Genomic DNA, 23,643 nt, shown 5'->3' on the forward strand with positions numbered 1-23,643 from the left:
CGCGCAACACTGCGCGCCCTCGGACGCCCCCAGGAGAAATCGGCACGTGAGTCTGTCTGTCGTTGTGCGGCACTTGCCGTTGGTTGCGGCGCTGGCCGTCGCCCCGCTGCCTGCAGGGGCCGCCACCGGCTTTGCAAGCTCGTTCGAGCAGGGCCAGCCCGTGCCCGCCGCGGCAAGTGCTGGCGGGGTGCAGATTGCGCTCGGCAATGGTCCTGCCGCGCCCTCTGCGGCCAGGCCAGGTGCCGGGTACAGCGGCGCACGCGCGTTGCGCTACGACAGCAGCGGTGCCGGTGGCCGACGTGTGTTGTTTGCCACCGATCTTGCAATCGATGCGCAGACCACGCTGTCGTGGATGGTGCTGCCGGAAAGCGTCGGCAGCGATCATGTGGCATCGACGTATGTGTCGCTGGATCTGGTGTTGGACGACGGCACGCGGTTGTCCGACACCCTGGCGCGTGACCAGCATGGCGTGGCCGTGGGAGCGCGTGCGCAGGGGCTGTCGAAGACGCTGTACCCCCAGCAGTGGGCACGCAAGCAGGTGCGGCTCGGCGAGGTGGCTGGTTTGCGGGGGCGCCGCGTGCGTGCGATCGAGCTGGATCTCGCACCACCTGCTGGCGCAACCGCTGCCGGCTGGATCGACGACGTGGCCATTGCCGATGTGCCCGAGATCGCGCCGGCGCGGCCGTCGGATCGGGTGGTGACCACGCGCGGGACGCACTCCAACGGCACGTTTTCGCGTGGCAATAATTTCCCGGCAACGGCGGTGCCGCATGGCTTCAACTTCTGGACACCGGTGACCGATGCCGGGACGCTGACCTGGCTGTACCGGTGGAACGAGCACAACGATGCGGACAACCGGCCGCGCCTGCAGGCGCTGTCGCTCAGCCATCAACCCAGCCCCTGGATGGGCGACCGGCAGACCTTTCAGGTGATGCCTTCGCTCACTGCCGGGGTGCCGGAAGCCGATCGCGGCAAACGCGCGCTTGCGTTCTCGCATGCCAACGAGGTAGCGCGCCCTTACCGCTATGCGGTGCAGTTCGATAACGGCCTGCATGCCCAGATCGCACCGACCGATCATGCGGCGCTGTTCCGCTTTCGCTTCCCGGCGCGAGGCGATGCCAATCTGCTGTTCGACAACGTGGATGCACGCGGCGGGTTGCGCCTGGATGCGGCAACCCAGACGCTGGCTGGTTACACCGATGTGCGCAGCGGGCTGTCCACCGGGGCGACGCGCATGTATGTGTATGCCACCTTCGATCGCCCGTGGAAGGACAGCGGCCGCATCGACACCGGCCGGTCCACCGGTTGGATCAAGTTCGATGCCGGCAGCGCGCGGCAGGTGCAGATGCGCATCGCCACCTCGCTGATATCGCTCGACCAGGCCAGGCACAACCTGGCGCTGGAAATCGCTCCGCAGGCCAGTATCGAGCAGGTCGCCGCGCGTGCGCGCGATGCCTGGGATGCGTTGCTCGGCCGTTTCGAGGTTGCCGATGCGACGGACGATCAGGCCACCACGCTGTATTCCAACCTGTATCGGCTGCACCTGTACCCGAACTCGGCACACGAAAACGTCGGCAGCGCCGACGCGCCCGATTGGCGCTACGCCAGCCAGAACAGTTGGTCGGACGACAACATCGATGGCAGCGCGGTGCGCAGCTTTGCGCCGATCCGCGATGGCCGGGTCTACGTCAACAACGGGCTGTGGGATACCTTTCGCACCGCATGGCCGGCGTATGCGCTGTTTGCACCCGACCAGGCCGGAACATTGGTACAGGGGTTCATCGAGCAGGCGCGCGCCGGGGGATGGATTGCGCGCTGGTCTTCGCCCGGCTACGCCGACCTGATGGTGGGCACAAGCTCGGACGTGGCGTTTGCCGATGCCTGGCTCAAGGGCGTGCGCGGCTTCGACCCGGCCGAGGCGTACGCTGCGGCGCTGAAGAACGCCACCGTGGTGCCGCCGGATCGGCATGTGGGCCGCAAGGGCATGGCGCGCTCGACCTTCCGCGGCTATGCCGACACCGACACGCACGAAGGCATGTCGTGGTCGATGGAAGGCGCGCTCAACGACTTCGGTATCGCCAACATGGCCGATGCCTTGTCCAGGCAGGCAACCACCGCACACGAGCGTGAGCGCTATGCAACCGAAGCGGTGTACTTCCGTCATCGCGCGGCCGGCTATGCGGCACTGTTCGACCCCTCCGTGGGTTTCTTCCAGGGCCGCACGGCAGATGGTGAGTGGCGGGTGGATGCCGCGCATTACGACCCCCGCGTGTGGGGCCACGATTACACCGAATCCAGCGGCTGGACCTTTGCGTTCACCGCACCGCACGATGGCCAGGGACTGGCCGCGCTCTACGGTGGCCGTGATGCCCTGGCGGCAAAGCTGGACCGCTTCTTTGCCACGCCCGAAACCGGCGAAGCCGCATTTTCCGGGTCCTACGGTGGCGTGATCCACGAAATGACCGAGGCACGCGACGTGCGCATGGGCATGTATGCGCACAGCAACCAGCCGGCGCACCACATCCCGTGGATGTACCTGTATGCCGGGCAGCCGTGGAAAACACAGCAGCTGACGCGCGAGATCCTGGCGCGCCTGTACCTGGGCAGCGAGATCGGCCAGGGCTATGCGGGCGACGAAGACAACGGCGAAATGTCGGCGTGGTACCTGTTCGCATCGCTGGGGCTGTATCCGCTACGCATGGGCGCGCCGGAGTACGTGATCGGCTCGCCGCTGTTCAAGCATGCCAGCGTGCGGTTGCCCAATGGCGGGACGCTGGTAGTCAATGCACCGCAGAATTCGCCGCAGAATGTGTATGTGCAATCGCTCACGCTCAACGGTAAGCCGTGGCGCAAGACGTGGGTGACACATGCGGACATTGCCAACGGTGCGAGGCTGGACTTCGAGATGGGGCCGTCACCGTCGCGCTGGGGCAGGGAGCCGGAGGCTGCGCCACCGTCGCTGACGCCAGCCGGGCACCGCCCTGCTCCGTTGCATGACCTGCTGGGCGCCAACGCACGCGTGACGTCGGCCGATGGCCGCGCGCTGGCGGCATTGCATGACGATGATGCCGGCAGCGCGAGCGCGGTGTCGCCGGCCACGTTGCTGACGTTGAGCGATCTTGATCGCGGTGAAGCCACGCTTTACACCTTGACCAGCGGCAACGCCGCGATTGCGTCGGCCGGCTGGACGCTGGAAGCACGCACTGCAGAAGGCACGTGGCGCGTCGTCGATGCGCGCCGCGAGGAGCGTTTTCAATGGCCGCTGCAAACGCGTCCGTTCCGGATCGCGACGCCCGGTTCGTATGCGGAGTATCGGCTGCGTTGGACGGCGCCCGCGCGTGCGCAGGTGGCGGAAATCGAGTTACTGGGTGCAGTGCCGGATGGGCGCTGAGGCCTGAGGTCTTGAACGTGATCGGTTGGGATGACGACGATGCACGACGCCTAGCGCCTGTGTCGCTCTCCATCGTTTTGGGTGGTCGACGCTGAGTCGATACCAAGGGTAAGGCGGTACCCTCACCCCAACCCCTCTCCCGCGGGGAGAGGGGCTTTTGAGTCGTTGCTGCGGACTGGGCGCTGAGTTGTGGGCGCCCCGCAACACCATGTCGTACGCGAGACTTCTTGGCCGTTGTCTTGCCGACCGAGCGCTTACCACTTCAACTCAAGCAACGCTCGGTCAACCAAGTCTTTGACTCAGTCGTTGCCTTTCTCGGTTGCCGCCTTTTCCGCGTCGCGCTGCCTGCGGATCTGTGCATCCACTGCGGCGATCGCGGTCATGTTCATCACCCGGCGCGAGGTGGCGCTGGTGGTGAGGATGTGCACGGGCTTGGAGATACCCATCAGGATCGGGCCGATCGCCACGCCGTCGGTGAACACGCGCACCAGGTTGTAGGCGATGTTGGCCGCTTCCAGATTCGGCAGCACGAACAGGTTGGCGCGGCCCTTGAGCGTGCTGTTGGGCATGATCTGCTTGCGCAGCGCTTCGTCCCAGGCGGTGTCGCCCTGCATTTCGCCGTCGATGTTGAGCTCGGGCTTGCGCTTGAGCAGGGCCTCGCGCACCTGGCGCATCTTCAACGCATCGCGCGAGTCGTGGCTACCGAAGTTGGAATGCGACAGCAGCGCGATATTGGGCTCGATACCGAACAATTTGAGGCGATACGCCGCCTGCAGCGTCGCTTCGACCACTTGCTCCACGGTGGGGTCTTCCTGCACATGCGTGTCCAGGAAGAAGAACACGCCCAGCTGGTTGATCACCCCGGTCATCGCCGAGGTGGAGCTCACGCGCGGTTCCAGCGGGATCACGCTGCGTGCATAGCCCAGCTTCTTGTGGAAGCGGCCAACCACGCCGGACAGCATCGCGTCGGCTTCGCCGCGTGCCACCATCACCGCGGCGATCAGGGTCGGACGCGAGCGCATCAACTCCTTGGCGGCCGTGACGGTCACGCCGCGACGCTCGGTGAGCGCGTGGTAGTACTGCCAGTATTCGTTGAAGCGGGGGTCGTCGAGGATGTTGGTGATCTCGAAGTCCACACCGGCGGTCAGGCGCAGGCCCATGCGTTCGATGCGCGCTTCGATGACGTCCGGGCGGCCGATCAGGATCGGGAAGGCCAGGCCTTCGTCGACCACGTTCTGCACCGCGCGCAGCACCACTTCTTCTTCGCCTTCGGCATACACCACGCGCTGCTTGTCGGCGCGGGCGCGGTCGTAGACCGGCTTCATCATCAGGCTGGTGCGGTAGACGAACTGGCCCAGCTTGTCGCGATAGGCTTCCATGTCGGTGATCGGGCGCGTGGCCACACCCGAGTCCATCGCCGCCTGCGCCACGGCAGACGACAGCTCCACCAGCAGGCGCGGGTCCAGCGGACGCGGAATCAGGTATTCCGGACCGAAGCTCGGCGTTTCACCGCCATAGGCTGCGCCCAGGTCGGAGGCCTCGCGCCGCGCCATCGCCGCGATCGCCTTGACGCAGGCGATCTTCATTTCCTCGTTGATGCCGGTGGCGCCCACGTCCAGCGCGCCGCGGAACAGGTACGGGAAACACAGTACGTTGTTGATCTGGTTCGGGTAGTCCGAGCGGCCGGTGCCGATGATGCAGTCCGGGCGCACCGCCTTGGCCGCCTCCGGGGTGATCTCCGGGTTGGGGTTGGCCAGCGCGAAGATCACCGGCTGGCGGGCCATGCTGGCGACCATCTCCGGCTTGAGGATGCCGGCCGCCGACAGGCCCAGGAAGATGTCCGCGCCTTCGACGATCTCGGCCAGGGTGCGCTTGTCGGTGTCGCGCGCGTAGCGCTGCTTGTCCGGGTCCAGGTCGGTGCGTCCGGTGTGGATCACGCCGTCGCGGTCCAGCGCCAGGATGTTCTCCGGCTTCAGGCCCAGCGACACCAGCATGTTCACGCAGGAAATGCCGGCCGCGCCCATGCCGGTGGTGGCCAGCTTGACCTCTTCGATCTTCTTGCCGGTGACCACCAGCGCGTTGAGCACGGCGGCGCCGACGATGATCGCGGTGCCGTGCTGGTCGTCATGGAACACCGGGATGTTCATGCGCTCGCGCAGCTTGCGCTCGACGATGAAGCACTCCGGCGCCTTGATGTCTTCCAGGTTGATGCCGCCGAAGGTGGGCTCCAGGCTGGCGATGATGTCCACCAGCTTGTCCGGGTCGTTCTCGTTGATTTCGATATCGAACACGTCGATGCCGGCGAACTTCTGGAACAGCACGCCCTTGCCTTCCATCACCGGCTTGGACGCCAGCGGGCCGATATTGCCCAGGCCCAGCACCGCGGTGCCGTTGGTGATGACCGCCACCAGATTGCCGCGCGCGGTGAGCTCGCTGGCCTGGGTGGGTTCTTCGACGATCGCCTCGCAGGCAAAGGCCACGCCCGGCGAATACGCCAGCGACAGATCGCGCTGGGTCAGCATCGGCTTGGTCGCGGTGACCTTGATCTTGCCGGCCGGCTGCTGGCGGTGATAGTCGAGGGCGGCCTGTTTGAAGTCGTCGGTGGACATCGGCTGTGTGGGTCTCGAAGGCGCAGGAGGGCTGAATTCTACCCCCCTGCCTGAACAAGGGCCTGTCGCGCAGCTGTCAGCGCGGCAGGGAGATTCATGCTGCAGCGCGGCGTGCGGCGCAGCCGGGGTGCAGCGCAGAGCGGCTAACTCAATGTAAAACGGCCCTGTACCCCGCCGGACATGCCGACGGAGAACAGGGCCGTAGGAAGCATCAGCGCGCGCTGATCGGGGCGACGACGTCGGTCGAGCCCACCGGGGCCTGCAGCGGCGGCGAGCCGCCGTCCAGCACCAGCTTGAGCTGGTCGCGGTTCAGCGCATTTTCCCAGCGCGACACCACCACGGTGGCCACTGCGTTGCCGATGAAATTGGTCAGCGAGCGGCACTCGCTCATGAAGCGGTCCACGCCCAGGATCAGTGCCATGCCGGCCACCGGCACGTCCGGCACCACCGACAGCGTGGCGGCCAGGGTGATGAAGCCGGCGCCGGTCACGCCGGCCGCGCCCTTGGAGCTGAGCATCGCCACCGCCAGCAGGGTGATCTGCTGCCCCAGGGTCAGGTCCACGTTGGTGGCCTGGGCGATGAACAGCGCCGCCAGGGTCATGTAGATGTTGGTGCCATCCAGATTGAACGAGTAGCCGGTCGGTACCACCAGGCCCACCACCGACTTCTCGCAGCCGGCCTTTTCCATCTTTTCCATCAGCGAGGGCAGCGCCGACTCCGACGAGGAGGTCCCCAGCACCAGCAGCAGTTCGGCCTTGAGATAGCGGATCAGCTTGAGCACCGAAAAGCCGCACAGACGGCAGACGATGCCCAGGATCACCAGTACGAAGAACAGCGAGGTCAGGTAAAACGAACCCACCAGCCAGGCCAGGTTGACCAGCGATTCCACGCCGTACTTGCCGATGGTGAAGGCGATCGCCCCGAACGCGCCGATGGGGGCGGCCTTCATCAGGATGTGCACCAGGCGGAACACCGGGGCGGTCAGCGCTTCCAGGAAGCTCAGCACCGGACGGCCGCGCTCGCCCACCAGGGCCAGCGCAATGCCGAACAACACCGCCACGAACAGCACCTGCAGGATGTTGCCATCGACGAAGGCGCTGATCAGTGTCGCCGGGATGATGTCCATCAAAAAGCCGACCAGGCTCAGCTCGTGCGACTTCTGCACGTAGGTGTTGACCGCGCTCTGATCCAGCTCGGCCGGGTTGATGTTCATGCCGGCGCCGGGCTGCACCACGTGCGCCACGATCATGCCCACGATCAACGCCAGCGTGGAGAAGAACAGGAAGTAGGTCATCGCCTTGGCGAACACCCGGCCCACCGTCTTGAGATGGGTCATGCCGGCAATGCCGGTGACGATGGTCAGGAAGATCACCGGGGCGATGATCATCTTCACCAGCTTGATGAAGGCGTCGCCCAGCGGCTTGAGGCTTTCGGCGAAGGCCGGTTCGAAATGGCCGAGCAGGGCGCCGAGGACGATGGCCACCACGACCTGGAAGTACAGCTGGCGGTAGAAGGGCACGGACGCCGGCAACGGGCCGGCAGGCTTGCTGATGTGCATGGCACCACTCCGAGGGAACTGGAGGGTGCCTGAGCAGGCACCCGGTGCGGGCATTCTGGCCGCACGTCACAGCCCGGGCCGATAACCCATTGGTACTACGGATGCGCCGCAGCGCCGCGGGCGCCTGCCCGGTGCCGCGCGGCATGCGTTGCAACCCCGCGCCAGACAAGGACTTTCTGCACGACCTGCCGCGCCGGCGGGGCGCGCGTGCACACCGCGGGCACCCATCTGCAGCACTGTCCGTCGGGCGACCCTGGTCTTACACTTCAGCCGCGCCGCCGCAGGCCGTTAATTGCGTTTAACGCAGACACCGATGTTTCTGTGCAGTCGCCGTCCGGAACCTGCGCGCTTGCTGAAGCTGTTCACCGCGATCGCCATGGCAGGACGCCCGGCCCCTTTCCTAGCCGAAGACCATTCCTATGCGCCTCAACCTGCTTGTCCTGGCGTTGGCTCTCGCCATCGTCCCCGCCGCTGCCACTGCAGCCACCTCGATCGAAAACTGGCCGACCAAATACACCTTCGGTGATGGCACCGAGCTGGGTCTGACCGGCAACTACGCCTACGACGACAACAACTTCTCCGGCGACGACCGCCTGGAAGACCGCACCGACTTCCGTCGCAAGGAATTCGGCGCCACCATCAAGAAGAAGGGCGTCTACGACGCCATGGTGTACTTCGACTTCGAGGCCAAGCTGTGGCTGGACGTGTTCTACCGCTTCGAGACCAAGGCGCTGCTGGGCCAGGACTATGGCCGCGTGCGCCTGGGCTACATGAAGGTGCCGGTGGGCCTGGAAGCGGTGCAGAGCTCGCGTGCGGGTAGCTTCATGGAACTGGGCCTGCCGGTGCAGGCGGTGTTCCAGGGCCGCCGGACCGGCGTGGAATGGACGCTGGAGCGTCAGCAGTACCTGCTGCAGGCCGGCGCTTACGGCGGCAAGGACCTGCAGGGCGACAACCCGGGCACCACCCAGGCCGTGCATGCGGCGTGGACCCCGGTCAAGGCCGAAGGCGACGTGCTGCACCTGGGCATCGCCGGCTCGATCGAGAACCCGCGTGGCTTCAGCGACGGCCGCGGCGTGTCGTTCAGCCCGCGCGTACGTCTGCGCGCGCGCCCAGAAGCCGGCCTGACCGACGTGCGTCTGATCGACACCGGCACCATCCTGGATGTGGACCACGTGATCCGCAGCGGCGTGGAAGCGGTGTGGATCCATGGCCCGTTCTCGTTGCAGAGCGAAGCGCTGCGTGCCGAAGTGGCGCGTAACGCCGGCCAGCCGCACTTCATCGCCCAGGGCCAATACGTGTACGGCACCTGGTCGCTGACCGGCGAGTCGCGCAGCTATGCCGGCGGCGTGCCGGGCAACCTCAAGCCGGCGCACGACTACGGCGCGGTGGAGCTGACCGCCCGCTACAGCCGCCTGAACCTGGAAGACAACAACGTGCACGGCGGCCGCCAGCACGACACCACCATCGGCGCCAACTGGTACCTCACCAGCCACTTCAAGTTCCAGGCCAACTACAGCTGGGTGGATTCTTCGCGCAACGGCGTGCATGAGACCCCGCACGTGATGGAACTGCGCGCGCAGGTGCAGTTCTAAGCAGCGCCGGGGCGCTGCGAGGCGCCGGCCATTCGCTCCGGCGCCAACTGCAGCGGAGTCATTGCCGGGCAGCGGTTCGCCGGTGCATTGCCGGCATCGCGTAGCGCAATCGGTGTTCGACACGGCCGCATCCGCTCACGGGTGCGGCCGTTGTCGTTTGGGCGCCTGTGCATCGCGCGCTGAGGCGATGGCTGCGCGATCCGGCGGCAGCCCCCCATACTTGCCGGCATGTATGCCTCGCAACGCCGCCGCCTGTTGCTCACCCTGGTCATCGTGCTGGGCGGCATGGTCGTGGCCATGCTGGCGGCCGGGCACTTCGTCGAACAGAGCGCCCTGCGCGAGGAAAGCGCCACCGTGCGCCGGCAACTGGGCCTGTATGCGCAGGCGCTGCAGCAGCGCATCGACCGCTACCGCACCCTGCCGCAGATCCTGGCGCTGGACCCGGAGCTGCGCGCGGCCGTCTCCGGCCCGCTGTCCGCCGCGCAGGTGGATCAGCTCAACCGCAAGCTCGAACGCGCCAACAACGTCACCCGCTCGTCCACGCTGACGCTGATCGACCGCGGCGGCATTGCGCTGGCGGCCAGCAACTGGCGTGCGGCGCGCAGCAATGTCGGCGTGGATTACGCCTTCCGCCCGTATTACCAGCAGGCGCTGGCGACCGGCAGCGGCAGCTTTTACGGCATCGGCATGACCACCAGCGAGCCGGGCTATTTCCTGTCGCAGGCCATCGTCGATTCGGCTGGCCAGGTGCAGGGCGTGGTGGTGATCAAGATCGCGCTGGCCGCACTGGAGCGCGAATGGCTGCAGACGCCGGATATCGTGCTGGCCTCCGATGCCCACGGCGTGGTGTTTCTGGCCAGCCGCGCGCGCTGGCGCTACCGCATGCTGGCACCGCTGACCCCACGCGACCGCAACGAATTGCAGAGCACCCGCCAGTACGCCAACCAGGGCCTGCTGCCGCTGCGGCGCCGGCTGATCGAGCAGACCGGCAATGGCGGCGTGCTGGCCGATGTGCTCGACCCGCCGCTGGGCGCGCCGGTGTTGTGGCAGACGCAGCAGGTACCGGAAAGCGGCTGGCGCCTGCATCTGCTGCACGACACCCGCGCCAGCGCCGCCGCCGGGCGCGCCGCCGCCATTGCGGCCGCAGGCGCCTGGCTGGCGCTGGCGTTGCTGTGGTTGTTCGTGCAGCAGCGCCGCCGCCTGTCGGCACTGCGTCAGCGCAGCCGGCACGAGCTGGAAACCCTGTTGCAACAACATGCCGAAGAACTGCGCACCGCGCAGGACGGCGTAGTCGCCGCCGCGCAGCAGTCCAATGCCGGCCTGAGCCGCAGCCTGGAACATCTGCCGCAAGGCGTGGTGGTCATCGACGAGGCGCTCAATCTGGTGGCGTGGAATTCGCGCTATGTGGAGCTGTTCCGGTTCCCGCCGGAGCTGCTCAAGATCGGCCGGCCGATCGAAGACCTGTTTCGCTTCAATGCGCGTCGCGGGCTGTTGGGGCCCGGGCCGATCGAAGCGGCGATCGAGCGGCGGCTCAATCACCTGCGCAGCGGCAAGCCGCATATGCGCGAAAGCGAGAAGGAAGACGGCACGGTGCTGGAGATCCGCGGCAACCCGTTGCCCGATGGCGGATTTGTCACCAGCTACGCCGACATCACCAGCTACAAGAACGCCGCACGCGAACTGCGCTCGCTGGCCGATGCGCTGGAGCACCGCGTGGAAGAGCGCACCCGCGATCTGGCCGCCGCCAAGCGCGAGGCCGAAAGCGCCAACCGCTACAAGACGCGGTTTGTGGCCTCGGCCGTGCACGACCTGCTGCAGCCGCTCAATGCCGCGCGCATGTTCGTGTCGGTGCTGCGCGGGCAGGTGCGCGAGCCCGGCAGCGCGCGCGTGGTGGACAACATCGATGGCGCCCTTGCCGCACAGGACGCCATCCTCAACAGCCTGCTGGACATCTCGCGCCTGGAGGCCGGCAGCCTGAACACGCAGGTACGCGACTTCGCCCTCGCGCCCCTGCTGGAAACCCTGGCACGCGAGTTCGGCATCCTGGCCGAAGACCGTGGCCTGGTGCTGGACTGGGTGCCCACCTCGGCGGTGGTGCTGAGCGACGAGAACCTGCTGCGCCGCATCCTGCAGAACTTTCTGTCAAACGCGATCCGCTACACGCCGCGTGGGCGCGTGCTGATCGGCTGCCGTCGCCGTGGCGGCTGGTTGCGCATCGAAGTGCACGACCAAGGCCCGGGCATTGCCGAGGCGTTGCAGCAGGAAATCTTCGAGGAATTCCGCCGCCTGGACGACGGGGTTGCCAACGACCGCGGTGCCGGCCTGGGCCTGGCCATCGTCGAGCGCATCGGCCGCCTGCTCGGCCACCGGATCGGGCTACGCTCCACCCTCGGCAGCGGCAGCGTGTTTTCGGTCAGCGTGCCGCTGGGCGACCGCGCCGCCATCGCCGCCGGGTTGCCGCCGCCCTCACCCACGGCCGAACACGGCAACGACCCCATCCTGCACGGCTGCCGCGTGTGGTGCGTGGACGATGACCCGCGCGTGTGCGAGGCCACCCGTGCCCTGCTGGAGCGCTGGGAATGCCGCGTGGATTTTGCCGGCGGCCCGGATGACGCGCTTGCCACTGCCAGCGCCGACGACGCGCCTGAGCTGGTGTTGCTGGACGTACGCATGGGTGGGCATTACGGCCCCATGCTGTTGCCGCAACTGGTGGAGCGCTGGCAACGCGAGCCACGCATCATCCTGATCACCGCAGAGCCGGACCCGGCATTGCGCGAGCATGCGCAGGAATTGGGATGGGGGTTTCTTTCCAAGCCGGTGCGCCCGCCCGCGCTACGCGCGCTCATGACGCAGATGCTGTTGCGCCGCGGGTGAAGCCGCGTGCCACGTCCCGACCGATGTCGCGTCGCGCGCCTGCGTTGATTCCGTGTGCAAATGTCGGCTTTTTTACTGTGTAAATCGCGACATTATCTCGGTGTTTCTCATAATTGCTATGCGGGGCTTCCTGTCGCCTGTTGCGCTACAGTGGCAACGGAGCGCGCGCTTTCTCAGCGAATAAACACGCAGACGATTGCGACACCGTGCAACGCCTTTGCAGTGTTGCTGGTTTAGATTCCACGCTTGCGCGTTGGTCGATTTCCTCCCCCCGGACGATGGAGTCACCATGTTCAGACACACGTCACTGCTAGCGGCCTCGTTGCTGTCTGCAGGCTGCGCGGCGAGCCTGCCCGCACAGGCGGCCACGCCTGCGGCGACCGTGCAGCCCGTCGGGCCGATCCGTGCGGACCTGAACCCTTACACGGTGCAACGCTTGAATACGGTGCTGGATCAGGTTTCCGGGCACCGCGGCCTGAGCGCGGGGCATCTGATCAAGCGCATTTCCGCCCTCTTTCTCGACACGCCTTACCAGGCCAACATGCTGCAGGGCTCGGCGACGACGCCGGAAAAGCTGATCATCGATTTCACCGGTCTGGATTGCTTCACCTATCTGGATTACGTCGAAGCCGCGCGCAGGGCGTCTTCGCAGCAGGATTTCGTCGATCGGCTGGTGCTCACCCGCTATGTCGATGGCATCGTCGGCTTTCCCTATCGCAAGCATTTCTTTTCCGACTGGGTCGCCCGCCCCTACGAGCTGGCCGACGACATCACCGCCACGCTCAGCCCTGCTGCAGTCAGCGTGGACAAGGCGCTGAATCTCAAGGCCGATGGCAGCAACTACCTGCCCGGGTTGCCGATCGTGCAGCGGACCATCACCTACATCCCGGCCGCTGCCGTGGACAGCAACGTCGTGCGCCAGCTGCGCACCGGCGACTACGTCGGCAGATACTCGCCCGCGGCCGGGCTGGATGTCAGCCATGTCGGCATCTTCCTGATGACCGACGCCGGCCCGGTGCTGCGCAATGCGTCCTCGCGGCCGGAAAACAACAAGGTGGTGGACTCACCATTCCTGGAGTACGTCGCCAGGACCGCCGGCATCGTGGTCTACCGGCCCAAGCCCTGACGTCGCCACGCGCGCAGAGCGCTGTCATACCCGTTGGCTTGCGTGGTTATTGCGACGGCCGTTGTAGGAGCGGACCTGGCCGCGAGGGCTCGCCCGTCACCGGGAAAGGCCCTCGCGACCAAGGTCGCTCCTACAGGAGCAAGGGCAGCCTGGGATTACGCGGCCGTTGTAGGAGCGGACCTGGCCGCGAGGGCTTGCCCGTTACGGGGAAGGCCCTCGCGACCAGGGTCGCTCCTACAGGAGCAGGACAGCTTGGGCTTCTGTACTTGCGTCTGTACTTGCGTCCGCGCCTGCGTCCGCTTGAACCTCGCCTCCTGACCTCAACACGCACCCAGCCACGTCGCTGGGTCACGCAATCAACGTGGCGGCACGGTCGGGACCGTGGATCCGGACGATCAGGCAAGACTCCCGGATAACCGGGCTCACGCTGGTCGCACTGCCAGCGGCAAAGTGCATCGCATGACGCACAACGCCACTGCCGGGAGACACCCCATGACACAGACACATTCGCTGGATCGCTATCGCCTGCTCGGCCGCTCGGGGCTGCGCGTGTCGCCGCTCGCGCTGGGCACCATGACCTTTGGCGAGGCGTGGGGCTGGGGCGCGGATGCGGGCGAAGCCAGGCGCATCTTCGATGCCTACGCAGACCGCGGCGGCAACTTCATCGACACCGCAGTGAACTACACCAACGGCGGCTCCGAACGCATCCTCGGCGAGTTGATCAAGGGCCGCCGCGAACGCTTCGTGCTTGCCACCAAATTCACCATGGCGCGCGACGCGAGCAACATCAATTCCGGCGGCAATCATCGCCTGAACCTGATCCGCTCGGTCGAAACCAGCCTGCGTCAGCTCGACACCGATCGCATCGACCTGCTGTACCTGCACGCCTGGGACTTCACCACCTCGCCGGAGGAAGTCATGCGCGGGCTGGACCATCTGGTACAGGCGGGCAAGGTGCTCTACATCGGCATCTGCAACACGCCCGCATGGCGGGTGGCGCAGCTGCAGACGCTGGCCGACCTGCGTGGCTGGTCGCCGCTGGTGGCGCTGCAGATCGAATACAGCCTGGTCGAGCGCAGCGTCGAACACGAGTTGATGCCGATGGCGCGCGAACTCGGCCTGGGCGTGTTGCCGTGGTCGCCGCTGGGCGGCGGCATCCTGACCGGCAAATACAGCCGCGCGGACCTGTCCGACGATAATTCGGCAGACGTGTCGAGCAGCCGCAAGGGCGTGATCGCCTCGACCGGGCATCTCAATGCGCGCTCGCTGGACATCGCCGATGCGGTCGGTGCGGTCGCCGCTGAAGTGGGCGCTTCCCGCTCGCAGGTGGCATTGGCCTGGACCTTGCGCCACCCGGCGGTGGTCTCGCCGGTGATGGGCGCACGTAGCTTGCAGCAGGCCGAAAACAACTTCGGTGCGTTGGACATCGTGCTCAGCGACGACCAGCTTGCGCGCCTGGATAACGTCAGCGCCTTGCCGCCGATCTTCCCCGAACGCTTCATCGGCAGGCCGATGGCGCAGCAGTTGATCTACGGCACCCATCCGCTGCAGCTGCGCAGCTGATCGCCACGGAGCAGCCATGACCAGACCTTCAGCCATCGCGGCGGCAGCGCTGCTTGTCGCCGCAACGTTCGCAGGCAACGCCGGTGCCATGTCGAAGGACGCTGCATCCGCAGAGGTTTGCGCGGAGCGGCCGGTACACGTGTGCAACAAGCGCATCGTCGAAGCGGCGTTTGCGCAGTGGCAGGCCGGCGGCAGCGACCTCTTTCAAACGCTGCTGTCGCCCGAGGTGGTGTGGACCATCGAAGGCTCCGGCCCAAGCGCAGGCAGCTTACGCGGCCGCGATGTGTTGATCGCCACCGCAGTCCGCCCGCTGGCCGAGCGCCTGGCCTCGCCACTGCGCCCGGTGCAGCAACGCATCTGGGCCGATGGCGAGCATGTCATCGTGCAGTGGGAAGGCGTGGCCACGCTGCGCGACGGCGGCAGCTATCGCAATCGTTACGCATGGATCATGCGGATGCGCGATGGCAAGGCTGTCGAGGTCAATGCATTCCTGGACCTGCCCGCCTACGACGCCGTGCTGCAGCGCGGTCAACGCCAGATGCAACGCAGGGCCAGCCCATGAGCGACATGCCGATGAAAGCCGCCATTGCGGTGGCGCTTGGCGCCGGTTCTGCGCTCGCCTGCCCGTCGGTGGCGGCCGCGCAGCCGACCAAGGCCACCAGCACATCGCCACAGCAATCAGGACACACCATGCAAGCGCACCCGTATATCGGCATGTGGGTCACCGGCGACGGACGGATCCGGCAGGAATTACTGCCGAACGGCCGCTACGACGAGGCCCGCGGCACACGCCAGAGCGCCTACCAGGGCCGCTACGAAATCACCGGCACTCACATCGACTACTGGGACGACACCGGGTTCACCGCCGATGGCCAGTTCGTCACCGACGACGAGCTGCATCACGGCGGCATTGTGCTCTATCGGCAGCCGCCAGCGTAGAGCGACCAGCACAACGGCTGCGCAGTCGTCAGGCAGGCGCGGCCGGTGCTCGGTGCGGCATGGACCACGCGTACAGTGCGGCCCTGCGCGCGCCTTGCATGGCCAGCTGACGCTTGCTCGCTACGGTGTTGCAGCCGCACTTGATGGGCGGGCGCACTGGCTGCGTGCGCGGTGCGCCATGTGTGGTGTGGCTGCAGGCCGCAACCCGCAGCGCACGCGCAATCAACCCTCGCCTTCTGGCTCCAATGACTTGACCAGCACTGCCGCCTGCGTGCGGCTATAGCAATCGAGCTTTTTCAGGATCGCGGTGACATGCACCTTGACGGTGTTTTCGGCCAGGCCCAGTTCGTGCGCGATCTGCTTGTTGAGCAGGCCATCGGCCAGGCTCAGCAGCACGCGAAATTGCTGCGGGGTGAGCTGGGCGAGTTTGGCGGCCAGCTGCGCATCGGCTTCCGAGCGCTCGGCGGTCATCGGCGGAAACCAGGTGCCGCCGTCCAGCACGCTGGCCACCGCCGTGCCGATCGATTCGGCCGGAGTGGATTTGGGAATGAAGCCGGCCGCGCCGAACTGCTGGGCACGCCGGATCACCCGCGGATGATCGTTGGACGAGATCACCACCACCGGGATGTCCGGGTGCTCGCCACGCACATGCAGCAGCGCCGAAAAGCCGCGTGCGCCGGGCATGGCCAGGTCCAGCAGCACCAGCTCGGCCTGCGGGTGCGAGCGCAGCATCGCGCTCAACGTGGCGGCGCTGGACGCTTCCACGACCTGCGCCTGCGGCAGGGTCTGCTGCAACACATGGATCACCGCCGCACGGAACAGCGGGTGGTCGTCGGCGACGAGAATGGTGAGATCGGCCATGCGCCAAGTCTGGCACATGGCCGCCGCCGCTGCCTTGCCTTGCCTAACGCGGCGGATGCGTGCTCGCACGCCAGGCGTCCAGAAACTGGCGGCGCTTGAGCTTGTCCAGATACACCAGCAGGCCGGGGCCGAGCGGAATCGGCCGGAACGGTGGTTGCGCCGAGCCGCCGCGACCGCCGGCGGCCGGCAGGATCGGCATCAGGCGCGCCTCGCGCGAGAGCACCTGCTGGCCGCGTGGCGACAGCAGATAGTCGAGGAACCTGCGTGCTTCCGGCGCATGCGGCGCGGTCTTGGGGATCACCGCGGTGCGCAAGGCCACTAGCGTGTAGTCCTGCGGCTGCACGATGCCCAGCGGGGCACCGGCATCGATGCGGGTCTGCGCGTAGGAGCCGAGCACGTTGTAGGCCAGCAGCAGGTCGCCACGGCTGACGCGGTCGAGCAAGGTGCCGGTGCGTTCTTCCAGCCTGACCTGGTTGGCCCCCAACGCGGCCAGCAACGCCCCGGCAATGCTGCCCACCTGCCCGTCCTGGGTGGCGAACAGATACCCCACCCCGCTGCGTTCCACATCGTAAGTGCCCACCTTGCCGCGTAACGGCGCATCGGGTGCACGCAACAAAGCCAGCAACTGCCGCCGGGTCCGCGGCACCCGCGCCGCGTCGAGCTTGCGGGTGTTGTAGACGATGGCCACCGGCTCGTAACTGATCCCGAACACCTCGTGCCGCCACTGCGCCCAGGCAGGCAATGCCTCGGTCTGCGCCGAGCGGTGGGCGAGCGCATGGCCGTCGTTCACCAGCTTGGTCTGCAGGTCCATGCTGGCGCTGATCAGCATGTCGGCGGTCGAGGTGCCGGCGCCGGGCTGCAGATAGTGCGCGTAGATGTCCCAGGCGATCACGTCTTCGTAGATCACCTCGGTGCCGGGATGCAGCCGCTGGTAGTCCTGGATGACCGCGCCGAATACTTCCAGATCGGTGGAACCCTGTACGCGCAGCTGCGCATGCACCCGCCCCTGCGCGGGGAAGCGCCGCACATCGCCTGGCGCCGCGCACGCGATCCCCGGCACCAGCAACAAGACGATGAGCCACAGCACACGCATCACGCCGTTCCTCCAGGAAAATGCAACGAAGCGATCAACCCGCCGCCGATGCGGTTGGCCAGATCGATACGCCCGCCATGCGCTTCCACCACGCGCTTGACGATGGCAAGCCCCAGCCCCGCGCCGCCGGCCGGCGCATCGGGCCCACGCACGAAGCGCTCGAATACGCGCTCGGCCTCCGCGGCCGGGATACCCGGGCCGTGGTCGGCAATGGTGAGCACGTGATGGCTGCCGTCGCTGGTCAGCGCCACCTGCAGCGGCGCGCCGGCGCCATATTTGCAGGCGTTGTCGATCAGGTTCTTGAGCGCTTCGCGCAGCAGCAGCGCATCGCCGCGCAACAACGCCGGTTGCGGGTCGATGGCCAGTTGCACGCGTGGTGCGCCCTCGCTGCGCGGCAGCGCTTCGTGCAGGGCCTGGTGCAGCACCTCGGCCAGATCCACGGTGGCAAAGCGCTGCAGGTTTGCACGGTGAATCACGCTGGCATCGCTGAGCAACTGATTGAGCAGCCGGCTCATGTGGCTGGCGTTGCGCTCGATCGCCACCAGGCTGCGTTGCATCTCGCGCGGGTCGTCGTCGTCCATGGCCAGCTGCGCCTGCGCGCGCAATGCGGCCAGCGGCGTGCGCATCTGGTGCGCGGCTTCGGCCATGAAGGCGCGCAGAGTTTCGTTGCTGGACGACAGCCGTGCCATGAAGCGGTTGAGCGCGGCCACCATCAACTGCATTTCCTGCGGTGCCGGCACGGTGAGCGGCTTCAGCTCCGACGGTTCACGCCGCGAGAGGTCACGTTCGATCCGTTGCAGCGGCCGCAGTGCGCGATACACGCCCAGCCACACCAGCCCCAGCGCCAGCAGCGACAACACCCCGATCGCCACCAGGGCATTGAGCACCACATCGCGTGCCACCGCATCGCGTGCGCGCCGGGTCTGGCCCACCTGCACGCGCACTTCGCCCTGCCCGGAGGCCGAGGCCACGCGGTGCATCACCACCGCAAAGCGCACCGGCTCACCGCTGTAGAGGGCATCGAACAGCACCGGGCGCTCATCGCCGGGCGCACGTGCCGGCGACGGCAGGGTGTCTTCACCGGTGATGGTGCGGCCCTGCGCGTCGAACACGCGGTAGAACACACGGTCTTCCGGCGCCATGCCGAGCAGGTCGAGCGAGGCATACGGCAGGTCCACCTGCCAGTCGCCGCCGACCAACGCCACGCTGTCGACGATGGACAGCGCCGAAGACACCAGCAGATGATCGTAAGACCGGTTGGCCGCGCGCTCGCCGTAATCGCGTGCCGCAAAGAACAGCACCACTGCGCCCAGCAGCGACAGGCTGCCCAGGTACAGCAGCAAGGTGCGCCGGATCGACGGCGCTACCGGCAGCGGCTCAGCCATCGATGGCCGGCTCTGCGGGCGCATGCGGGTCGGCTTCCTCGAGCTTGTAACCGGCGCCGCGCACGGTGACGATGCGCAACGGCGCACCGGCCAGCTTGCGCCGCAGCCGGCCGACATACAGCTCGATCGCATTCGGCCCGGCGTCGTCGTCGAAGCCGAACAGGCCGTTGCCGATCTCGTCCTTGCCCACCACGTGGCCCAGCCGCCCGATCAATATCTCCAGCAGGCGGTATTCGCGGTTGGGCAGGTCGATCGGGGCACCGTCAAGTGCCACCGTGTGCGCCGCGTTGTCGAACACGAAGCCGCCGATCTGCACCACCTCGCTGGCCTGGCCACGATTGCGGCGCAGCAGCACGCGGCAGCGTGCTTCGAACTCGCGAAAATCGAACGGCTTGCCCAGGTAGTCGTCCGCACCGACGTCCAGCGCCTGCACGCGGTCTTCGATGCCATCGCGCGCGGTCAGCATCAGCACCGGCGTGGTGTCGCCGCGCTCGCGCATCCCGGCCAGCACCCGCAGCCCGTCGAGCTTGGGCAAACCGATATCCAGCACCACCAGATCGAAACTCTGATAGCGCAACACGCTCGCCGCCGCCAACCCATCGGCCTGCCAATCCACCGCATGCCCGCTCCGGCGCATGCGCCGCACGATGGCATCGGCGAGATCGGCATTGTCTTCGACTAGCAGCAGGCGCATGAATGGGGAATCGGGAATGGGGAATCGGAACGGCAATGGCGCGCGGCCGGAAGGTAACAGGCCTCGCGGACAAAAGCTCCTCCGCGTCGGCAATTCCGCTGTCGAGATCCCGCTCTTGCGATTCCCCATTCCCCATTCCCCATTCCCCATTCGCGTGTACTGACAGGTCCATGACAGCTTCACCGGACTAGGCTGCTGCCAACGCGCCGCGGCGGTTGTGCGGTGCATCGCTGAACGTGATTCACACATGTACCTGGGAGGGTCTGTGAGCAACGACACCTTGCGCCTGCGTGCGTTCACCGCCTGTGCGGCGCTCTGCCTGGCACCGGCGGTGCATGCGGCCGATGGCGAAGGCCCGGTCACTGCGGAAGTGGGCGGGCGTATCCACTGGGACTTCACCGTGTTCGACAACGATGATCGCGGCACGCCCGAGCGCAACGACACCCAGTTCCGCCGCGCGTGGCTGGACGTGGCGGGCAAGTTCTACGGCTTCAACTACAAGGCCGAGGCGGAATTTGCCGGCCTGCAGTACGAGCCGGGTAGCCGCGGCATCCTGGCGCGCGATGTCTATATCGCCAAGAAGTTTTCTGCCGGTACGCTGACTGTGGGCCAGTTCAAGCAGTACTTCTCGCTCGATGACCGCACCGGCTCCAATTACGGCCCGTTCCTGGAGCGCGGCTATGCCTCCACCACGCTGGCGCCGATCTACCGCAAGGCGATTTCCTGGCAGGCCAACCGCCCGGATGCCACCTGGTCCACGGCGTTGTACAGCCTGGAAAGCATCGATAATTCCGCCACCAAGGGCGGTGCGCTCGGCACCCGGCTGACCTTTGCGCCGGAGATGGGCGAAGCGCGCCTGCGCCACCTGGGCATCTCGCTGGCGCACGAGCGTTATTCGCACCCGGGCAGCGCTGGCGCAGCACCGCTGCTGATCCGGCCACGCCCCGAAAACGATCTGGCCAACAACAGCCGCATCACCCTGGCGCGTTTTGCCGACGGCCGCGATACCGACTTCGACAAATGGTCGCTGGAATATGCCGAAGTCATGGGCCCGTGGTCGTGGCAGAGTGAATTCAGCGGCGGCCTGCTCGACGATGGCAGCCAGCATGCCAAGGTGTTGGCGAGCTACGGGCTGGTCAGCTGGTTCGTCACCGGCGAATCGCGCGGCTACGACCGCAAGACCGGCCGCTTCAGCCGCATCGCCACGCCCAACCGCCCCAGCGGCGCGTTCGAGCTGGCGCTGCGTTACGACTACATGCGCGGCGACCAGCATCTGGATGGGCAGCCCAACTTCATCGATGCCAGCACGCAGTCGTGGACGCTGGGCGGCAACTGGTACTTCAAGCCCAACCTGCGCGTGATGCTCAATGTCATCGACAGCCGCAACCGCGACCGCACCATGAATGCGGTGGTCGATCACACGCTGGCGGTCACCGGCCGCTTCCAGTACGACTTCTGATGCGGTGCGCACCCGCACCTTGCAGTGAGGTGAGCGCCTTGCGTGCCGTCGCTACCCGTGTGCAGCGCGGTCCTCGCAAGACGCTGCATCGTTGCAATGCGCGTGTGCTTGTACCACCGGTGGTTCCCACATCACCGCATCACCAGCACTGCGCGTCCTGTGCAGCGCTGCGCTTCGCCCTCCCCCTGCTGTACGCCTCAAAGGATTTGCCCGCATGCTGACCGCGCTCGGTTTCGGAATGGTGATCACCTTCATGTACCTGATCATGAGCAAGCGGCTGTCGCCGCTGGTGGCTCTGATCACGGTGCCGATCGTGTTCGCGTTGCTGGGCGGCTTCGGCACCGGCATCAACGACATGATGCTCGAAGGCATCAAGAAGATCGCGCCCACCGGCGTGATGCTGATGTTTGCCATTCTCTACTTCGGGGTGATGATCGATGCCGGGTTGTTCGACCCGCTGGTCGGCCGCATCCTGCGCCTGGTCAAGGGCGACCCGCTGAAGATCGTGATGGGTACGGCGATCCTGGCGATGCTGATCTCGCTCGACGGCGACGGCTCCACCACCTACATGATCACCGTCTCGGCGATGTTGCCGCTGTACCAGCGCCTGGGCATGAACGCGCTCAACCTCACCTGCGTGACCATTCTGGCCAGCGGCGTGATGAACCTGACCCCCTGGGGCGGCCCCACCGCGCGCGCCGCCACTGCCTTGCATGTGGATCCGGCCGATGTGTTCGTGCCGCTGGTACCGGCCATGCTGCTGGCGATTGCCGGCATCCTGACGCTGGCGTGGTACCTGGGCATGCGCGAGCGTCGCCGCCTGGGGGTGGTACGGCTGCCGGCCGACGGCAACTGGCTGGACACCAGCATCCCCGAAGACAACGACGCATTGCCGCGCGTGGAAGATACTGAAGACATGAAGCGGCCCAAGCTGCTGTGGGTGAACCTGATCCTGACCCTGGCGCTGATGGGTGCGCTGGTGGTGGGCGTGCTGCCGATGCCGGTGTTGTTCATGATCGGCTTTGCGCTGGCGCTGATGATCAACTACCCGAACCTGGCCGAACAGCGCCGCCGCCTGGTCAACCATGCCGGCAACGTGCTGTCGGTGGTGTCGCTGATTTTCGCCGCGGGCATCTTCACCGGCATCCTGTCCAACACCGGCATGGTGGAGGCGATGTCGCGCAGTTTCCTGGCGGTGATCCCCGATAGCTGGGGCCCGTATCTGGCGGTGATCACTGCGATCGTCAGCATGCCGTTTACGTTTTTCATGTCCAACGACGCGTTCTATTTCGGCGTGCTGCCGATCCTGTCCGAAGCGGCCGGCCACTACGGCATCACCCCGGTGGAAATGGCCCGCGCCTCGCTCGCCGGCCAGCCGGTGCATCTGCTCAGCCCGCTGGTGCCATCGACCTATCTGCTGGTCGGCCTGGCCAAGGTCGACTTTGCCGACCACCAACGCTTCACGCTGAAGTGGGCGGTGCTGATCTCGCTGTTGATGCTTGGCGGCGGGTTGGTGTTTGGCTTGTTTCCGTTGGCGCGCTGATTGGCGCGGGGAATGGGGAGTGGGGAATCGGGAATCGTAAGAGCGGCGCCGTGCGGTCGTTTCGATTCTTGACTTCCACGTACAAAGACAGAAACCGCAAAAGTGGCTCCTGCTCTACCGATTCCCCATTCCCGATTCCCCACTCCCAAACTCCGAAGGAGTTACATCAATGACTCTCCGCATCGCATACGTCACCAGTGGCATGGGCAGTGTGGGCACCGCGATCTGCCAGAAGCTGGCGCGCAGCGGGCACACCGTGGTTGCCGGTTGCGGGCCCAATTCGCCGCGCAAGTCGGCCTGGTTGCGCGAACAGCGCGAACAGGGCTTCGACTTCGTGGCCTCCGAGGGCAACGCCGCCGACTGGGAGTCCACCGTGGCCGCGTTTGCCAAGGTCAAGGCCGAAGTCGGCGAGATCGATGTGCTGGTCAACAACGCCGGCGGCAGCCGCGACACCTTGTTCCGGCAGATGACCCGCGACGACTGGAACGCGGTGATCGCCAGCAACCTGCATTCGTTGTTCAACATTACCAAGCAGGTGGTCGATGGCATGACGTCGCGCGGCTGGGGGCGCATCGTCAACATCGGTTCGGTCAGCGCGCACAAGGGCCAGATCGGGCAGATCAATTTCGCCACCGCCAAGGCGGCCATGCATGGCTTCAGCCGCGCCCTGGCGCAAGAAGTCGCCTCGCGCGGGGTGACCGTCAACACCATCTCGCCCGGCTACATCGCCAGCGCATCCATCAGCAGCTTTCCGCCGGACGTACTCGACCGCCTGGCCACCTCGGTGCCAGTGCGCCGGTTGGGCAAGCCGGCCGAAGTGGCGGGGCTGTGCGCGTGGCTGGCCTCCGACGAGGCCGCCTACGTGACCGGCGCCGACTACGCGGTCAATGGCGGCCTCTACATGGGCTGATGGCCGCCGCCGCATGCCACTGCCGGCATCTCTTCGGTACCTCGGG

General features: G+C 66.5%; 16 protein-coding genes and 1 other RNA gene. 11 read left to right on the plus strand and 6 right to left on the minus strand.

Going from position 1 to position 23,643, the window contains the following annotated elements:
* The first annotated feature begins 46 nt into the window (after positions 1-46).
* Positions 47-3,391: a GH92 family glycosyl hydrolase gene (locus tag XnspCFBP7698_RS07630; protein ID WP_047696962.1), complete on the plus strand. Its 3,345-nt coding sequence runs from the start codon at positions 47-49 to the stop codon at positions 3,389-3,391.
* 299 nt (positions 3,392-3,690) lie between these two features.
* Here the strand turns inward: XnspCFBP7698_RS07630 and XnspCFBP7698_RS07635 are convergent, their stop codons facing one another.
* Both XnspCFBP7698_RS07635 and XnspCFBP7698_RS07640 read right to left on the minus strand, forming a co-directional pair.
* Positions 3,691-6,000, minus strand: coding sequence for an NADP-dependent malic enzyme (locus XnspCFBP7698_RS07635; protein ID WP_104581381.1), 2,310 nt, complete (start codon positions 5,998-6,000; stop codon positions 3,691-3,693).
* A gap of 211 nt (positions 6,001-6,211) precedes the next feature.
* Positions 6,212-7,558, minus strand: coding sequence for a dicarboxylate/amino acid:cation symporter (locus XnspCFBP7698_RS07640; protein ID WP_104581382.1), 1,347 nt, complete (start codon positions 7,556-7,558; stop codon positions 6,212-6,214).
* Positions 7,559-7,977: 419 nt separating this feature from the next.
* On the opposite strand from XnspCFBP7698_RS07640, the gene XnspCFBP7698_RS07645 reads away from it, so the two are divergent.
* The 7 genes from XnspCFBP7698_RS07645 (at position 7,978) to XnspCFBP7698_RS07675 (ending at position 15,788) form a co-directional block, all read left to right on the plus strand.
* Complete coding sequence (locus tag XnspCFBP7698_RS07645) at positions 7,978-9,150, plus strand: OprO/OprP family phosphate-selective porin (protein WP_047696965.1); 1,173 nt, start codon at positions 7,978-7,980, stop codon at positions 9,148-9,150.
* A 228-nt stretch (positions 9,151-9,378) separates the two neighbouring features.
* Positions 9,379-12,024, plus strand: a complete 2,646-nt coding sequence (locus tag XnspCFBP7698_RS07650; protein WP_104581383.1) for a PAS-domain containing protein — start codon at positions 9,379-9,381, stop codon at positions 12,022-12,024.
* Positions 12,025-12,313: 289 nt separating this feature from the next.
* Positions 12,314-13,150, plus strand: a complete 837-nt coding sequence (locus tag XnspCFBP7698_RS07655; RefSeq protein WP_104581384.1) for a DUF1460 domain-containing protein — start codon at positions 12,314-12,316, stop codon at positions 13,148-13,150.
* 492 nt (positions 13,151-13,642) lie between these two features.
* Positions 13,643-14,713: an aldo/keto reductase gene (locus XnspCFBP7698_RS07660; protein ID WP_104581385.1), complete on the plus strand. Its 1,071-nt coding sequence runs from the start codon at positions 13,643-13,645 to the stop codon at positions 14,711-14,713.
* A gap of 16 nt (positions 14,714-14,729) precedes the next feature.
* Positions 14,730-15,275 (plus strand): nuclear transport factor 2 family protein, encoded by a 546-nt coding sequence (locus XnspCFBP7698_RS07665; RefSeq protein ID WP_104581386.1) that lies wholly within the window; start codon positions 14,730-14,732, stop codon positions 15,273-15,275.
* An 11-nt stretch (positions 15,276-15,286) separates the two neighbouring features.
* Positions 15,287-15,652 (plus strand): Atu4866 domain-containing protein, encoded by a 366-nt coding sequence (locus XnspCFBP7698_RS07670; protein WP_104581404.1) that lies wholly within the window; start codon positions 15,287-15,289, stop codon positions 15,650-15,652.
* A 59-nt stretch (positions 15,653-15,711) separates the two neighbouring features.
* Positions 15,712-15,788: non-coding RNA, sX9 sRNA (locus XnspCFBP7698_RS07675), on the plus strand.
* 86 nt (positions 15,789-15,874) lie between these two features.
* Here XnspCFBP7698_RS07675 and XnspCFBP7698_RS07680 read toward each other — a convergent pair.
* The 4 genes from XnspCFBP7698_RS07680 to XnspCFBP7698_RS07695 are packed head-to-tail and all read right to left on the minus strand — an operon-like array spanning position 15,875 to position 19,685.
* A complete protein-coding gene (locus XnspCFBP7698_RS07680; protein ID WP_047696977.1) occupies positions 15,875-16,513 on the minus strand; it encodes a response regulator transcription factor in 639 nt (212 codons plus the stop codon).
* Between the two features lie 43 nt (positions 16,514-16,556).
* Entirely contained in the window at positions 16,557-17,606 is a 1,050-nt protein-coding gene (locus XnspCFBP7698_RS07685) for an ABC transporter substrate-binding protein (protein ID WP_104581387.1), read from the minus strand.
* Positions 17,606-18,991, minus strand: a complete 1,386-nt coding sequence (locus XnspCFBP7698_RS07690) for a sensor histidine kinase (protein ID WP_039406248.1) — start codon at positions 18,989-18,991, stop codon at positions 17,606-17,608. Before XnspCFBP7698_RS07690 ends, XnspCFBP7698_RS07685 begins: the two co-directional genes overlap by 1 nt.
* Positions 18,984-19,685 carry a response regulator transcription factor gene (locus tag XnspCFBP7698_RS07695; protein ID WP_104581388.1) on the minus strand — a complete coding sequence of 234 codons (702 nt, stop codon included), beginning with the start codon at positions 19,683-19,685 and terminating at the stop codon, positions 18,984-18,986. Before XnspCFBP7698_RS07695 ends, XnspCFBP7698_RS07690 begins: the two co-directional genes overlap by 8 nt.
* A gap of 265 nt (positions 19,686-19,950) precedes the next feature.
* On the opposite strand from XnspCFBP7698_RS07695, the gene XnspCFBP7698_RS07700 reads away from it, so the two are divergent.
* The 3 genes from XnspCFBP7698_RS07700 to phbB all read left to right on the plus strand — a co-directional run bounded on the left by XnspCFBP7698_RS07700 (position 19,951) and on the right by phbB (position 23,597).
* On the plus strand, positions 19,951-21,144 hold the full coding sequence (locus tag XnspCFBP7698_RS07700) for an OprO/OprP family phosphate-selective porin (RefSeq protein WP_039406244.1): 1,194 nt from the start codon (positions 19,951-19,953) through the stop codon (positions 21,142-21,144).
* 214 nt (positions 21,145-21,358) lie between these two features.
* Entirely contained in the window at positions 21,359-22,687 is a 1,329-nt protein-coding gene (locus XnspCFBP7698_RS07705) for a CitMHS family transporter (protein ID WP_039406242.1), read from the plus strand.
* A 169-nt stretch (positions 22,688-22,856) separates the two neighbouring features.
* Complete coding sequence (phbB, locus tag XnspCFBP7698_RS07710; RefSeq protein WP_039406241.1) at positions 22,857-23,597, plus strand: acetoacetyl-CoA reductase; 741 nt, start codon at positions 22,857-22,859, stop codon at positions 23,595-23,597.
* Positions 23,598-23,643 lie beyond the last annotated feature (46 nt).

The sequence above is a fragment of the Xanthomonas sp. CFBP 7698 genome (assembly GCF_003600855.1).
Lineage (GTDB): Bacteria > Pseudomonadota > Gammaproteobacteria > Xanthomonadales > Xanthomonadaceae > Xanthomonas > Xanthomonas cannabis.